General features: G+C 46.6%; 2 protein-coding genes and 6 pseudogenes. 5 read left to right on the forward strand and 3 right to left on the reverse strand.

The features are described 5' to 3' along the window. The 4 pseudogenes from BHE85_RS11845 to BHE85_RS28410 form a co-directional block, all read left to right on the forward strand. A pseudogene (locus tag BHE85_RS11845) lies at window positions 1-333 on the forward strand (IS1-like element IS1X2 family transposase); the annotation flags it as partial. Between the two features lie 15 nt (window positions 334-348). Beyond that, a pseudogene (locus BHE85_RS11850) lies at window positions 349-721 on the forward strand (RHS repeat-associated core domain-containing protein); the annotation flags it as partial. After that, window positions 702-956 (forward strand): annotated as a pseudogene (locus tag BHE85_RS27465) (YbbD family protein); the annotation flags it as partial. The pseudogenes BHE85_RS11850 and BHE85_RS27465, both read left to right, overlap by 20 nt. Before the next feature lie 602 nt (window positions 957-1,558). Next, window positions 1,559-1,654, forward strand: a pseudogene (locus BHE85_RS28410) (hypothetical protein); the annotation flags it as partial. Between the two features lie 58 nt (window positions 1,655-1,712). Here BHE85_RS28410 and BHE85_RS11860 read toward each other — a convergent pair. The 3 genes and pseudogenes from BHE85_RS11860 to BHE85_RS11870 all read right to left on the reverse strand — a co-directional run. Beyond that, window positions 1,713-2,078 (reverse strand): annotated as a pseudogene (locus BHE85_RS11860) (helix-turn-helix domain-containing protein); the annotation flags it as partial. A gap of 115 nt (window positions 2,079-2,193) precedes the next feature. Next, window positions 2,194-3,288 (reverse strand): tRNA 2-selenouridine(34) synthase MnmH, encoded by a 1,095-nt coding sequence (gene mnmH, locus BHE85_RS11865; RefSeq protein ID WP_001157963.1) that lies wholly within the window; start codon window positions 3,286-3,288, stop codon window positions 2,194-2,196. Window positions 3,289-3,356: 68 nt separating this feature from the next. After that, window positions 3,357-3,503: pseudogene (locus BHE85_RS11870) on the reverse strand (HTH-type transcriptional activator AllS); the annotation flags it as partial. Window positions 3,504-3,557: 54 nt separating this feature from the next. On the opposite strand from BHE85_RS11870, the gene BHE85_RS11875 reads away from it, so the two are divergent. Next, window positions 3,558-3,722: IS1 family transposase (locus BHE85_RS11875; protein WP_047664789.1), on the forward strand; the 165-nt coding region annotated here is incomplete at its 3' end.

A 3,722-nucleotide genomic window follows, 5' to 3' on the forward strand; every position in this document is an offset into this window, starting at 1 on the left:
TGGCTGTTTTACGCGTATGACAGGATACGGAGGACGGTTGTGGCGCACGTCTTCGGTGAACGCACTCTGGCCACACTGGAGCGTCTTCTGAGCCTGCTGTCGGCCTTTGAGGTCGTGGTATGGATGACGGATGGCTGGCCGCTGTATGAATCACGCCTGAAGGGAAAGCTGCACGTTATCAGCAAGCGTTACACTCAGCGCATTGAGCGACATAATCTGAATCTGAGACAACATCTGGCAAGGCTGGGACGGAAGTCACTGTCGTTCTCAAAATCGGTGGAGCTGCATGACAAGGTCATCGGGCATTATCTGAACATAAAACACTATCAGTAAGTTGGAGTCATTACCCAAAGAGCATGGGATATATTATCTGATACTTATGAAGAGATTAAATTTAGGTGGGACTGATCAATTTTTCCATTGTATGGCATTTTGTCGAGTGTCTAAATTAAATGACGCTGGTGTTAGCCGATCGGCGAAAGGGCTGGGTTATGAAAAAGAGATTAGAGATTACGGATTAAATCTGTTCGGTATGTACGGCAGAAAAGTAAAGCTATCCCATTCTGAAATGATTGAAGATAATAAAAAAGACTTGGCTGTAAATGACCATGGGTTGACATGTCCATCAACAACAGATTGCTCAGATAGATGTAGTGATTATATTAATCCAGAGCATAAAAAAACGATAAAGGCTTTACAAGATGCTGGCTATCTCAAGTAATCTATCAAAGATGATAATATTTATTTTTGCTATTATAATCATTGTTGTTTTATGCGTAATTACTTATCTTTATTTATACAAAGATGAATCTCTTGTAAGTAAACATTACATAAACTATATGGCAATACCAGAAAATGATGGAGTTTTTACATGGCTCCCAGATTTTTTTTCGCACGTAGCGGTGGATATATCAATATACACAAATGTAGAAGATGATTATTTTTTTTCTTATTTTTCCCTAACAAATGATGATGGGGGTAGGTTTAAGAAAACATTGACAGTGAGGGCCAGGGAACAAGTGGCGAAAATCGTATCAAAGAATGATCCAGATACAAAAAAAGTGTGGTGTAAATATGGTAAGATACCAGGGCAAGGGGATGGTGTAAACCTTTTTTTGTTGGTGAAATTAATGTTACGCATTATTTTATAACAAATATTGGAGCTGGATTGCCTGATGCTTGTGCAGAGTAATTGCTTGAATTAAGAGTCTATCCCATATCGAAGTCGTCAACTTCGTAGTGAGGAAAAGTAAAATTCCTGACTGAGAAAAGACATGTCGGCTATTGTGTAAAGCCATATAGCTCAGACGATGAATATCTACTCGTATTCAGTTGTTTATTGAGGGTGAGTTCCGACCCTGAAACAACAAATAAAATGAACAGTCAGAGAGTTTACATAGAATTGCACTGGTCTTTTACGATATCTGACATTGTGTAATACATATTCAGCCATGCATTAATTAAAATGTTACGTGTTTAATGTGAGTCCCTATCTGAAAATAAATAATCCTTCCGGATTAAAATAAATTCTTGCCGGGAAAGAAAGAGGAAATAAACCATTAGCGGAAAACCAGCGGCACGCCAGGGTGACATGCCCCAGTACGGCGGCCCGATAGTCCAGGGTTCAGCGGGGGTACTGATAGTCGCGCCGACTGCATCGAGAACTCCATACAACTTTTTACGGAACGTCACCTGATAAAATTTGTTCAGTATCGTCTTTTGAGATTCTCAAGGTTATGGAGTAACCAGACAGAACGGACACCACTGTCGGAGATAAAACCCCCCTGTTTACGCAGCTCGTTGCTGGCCCGGTGCTGACCATGTGTCGGGAAAGCGACGGCGTAATCAACAACAGCCTGTTCAGTTGCCTCATCGGTACGGTTCTTAAGGTTAGGAGCGCGGCGACTACGATTAATCTGCGCATCCACACCGCCTTCAGCGACCAGTTCGCGGTAACGATAAAACGTATCACGCGAAACGCCCATGATTTTACAGGCTTTTGATACGTTGCTGAGTTCTTCAGCCAGATTGAGCAAACCGGCTTTGTGTTTGATGACGGGATTGGCAGTATGAAGCATGAGAGTTACCTCTTGTTTTGGATAAGGATTCGACACTCATATCAAAACCGGTAACTCTCAACCTTTCAAGGCCATGTGTCAGATCAAGTCGCGACTAATACAAATACGTCCCTCATTACCGCGCCTTAACCCATTCCGCCACTTCCGCCCACTCACCGCGAAAGACAACTTTTTCCGCTTTTTTCTCAAGCTGATAGCGATACATTGGGTCGTAATATTCTTTAAGTAACGGCACCAGCCAGGCCAGATGACCGTCGGTGCTGCCGGTGGTGAGTTGCGTTGTCAGCGCCGTATCCAGCTGGGCAGCGAGTTCGTTATAGCGCTGTAACCCCAGCCGACGCTTAATAGCCGAAAGTCCGTGATGCAGGTATTCGCAATATTCCTGCCAGCCCTGTTCGTCGCCGTACGCGTGGGTAAAATCATGATGCATACGCAAGAAATACTCTTCGTTCAGGCGTTCAAGACGGATCTCAAACGGATCTTCTACCACCGCAATCGCCGCCTGAGTCATTCGCTCGCGCAGACATTCCGGCAGGTGATTCGAACCGATCATCCGGCTTTCATCTTCCAGCACCCACAGGCGCAAATCCTGACGGGCGTCGGTTTTTAGCATTTCGGCAGCCAGCAGATTTTCAAAACTCGCCTGGCTAAGTTGTGGTTGTAACGTGCGACCAAACGCCGAACCGCGATGACGCGCCAGCCCTTCCAGATCGACACCGTTCGGCTGTTGCTGCACTAACAGCGTTTTACCGCTGCCGGTACAACCGCCAATCAGCACTATCGGTTTTTGTGCCAGTTCAATAGTCGCCTGAATCGCGGTCTGGCGCAGTGCCTTATAACCGCCTTCCACCAGCGGATAATCAATCCCCGCTGCATGCAACCAGCTTTGCACAATATGTGAGCGTTGACCGCCACGGGCACAGCAGAGAATACCTTGCGGATTTTGCAGGCACGCTGCCCGCCAGGCGTCTATGCGCTGCTGACGAATTTCACCCGCCACCAGTTTATGCCCCAGCGCCAGCGCCGCGTCTGACCCTTGCTGTTTATAGCAGGTGCCAACGGCGGCGCGTTCATCGTTATTCATTAACGGCAGATTGATAGCGGCGGGCATTGCGCCTTGCTCAAACTCGATAGGGGCGCGAACATCAATAATGGGCGTATCAGCAATCAGCAGGGCACGATAGTCCTGTTCCGTGTGTCTCTCTTGCATAGTTAAAAGTGAACCTCAAATCAGCTTGCGCGCTATTTTACGCGCCAACGCGCAAGGAAACTTGATTTTTAACTGCGTGGGTTGCCGAAAATTTCTAAAAATCCGCTGATTTCCGGCCTGCGCTGGGTAAACAAGGTCACAATATCTTCTACCGCTTTGCCGCTGCCAAATTTGCGCCATGCCAGACTCAATGGCGAAGGAGGGCGCATCGTTGGGTAATGCTGCCAACTTACTGATTTAGTGTATGATGGTGATTTTAAGGTGCTTGCGTGGCTTCCATTTCCATCAGATGTCCTTCCTGCTCCGCTACTGAAGGCGTGGTGCGTAACGGCAAAAGCACTGCCGGACATCAGCGCTATCTCTGCTCTCATTGCCGTAAAACATGGCAACTACAGTTCACTTACACCGCCTCTCAGCCCGGTACGCACCAGAAA

It is taken from the genome of Shigella sp. FC1567 (genome assembly GCF_001743015.1).
Lineage (GTDB): Bacteria > Pseudomonadota > Gammaproteobacteria > Enterobacterales > Enterobacteriaceae > Escherichia > Escherichia coli.

What these genes read in the sequence shown, in the direction of transcription:
- mnmH (WP_001157963.1), bottom strand. Translation starts at nt 3,288, where the DNA reads ATGCAAGAGAGACACACGGAACAGGACTATCGTGCCCTGCTGATTGCT.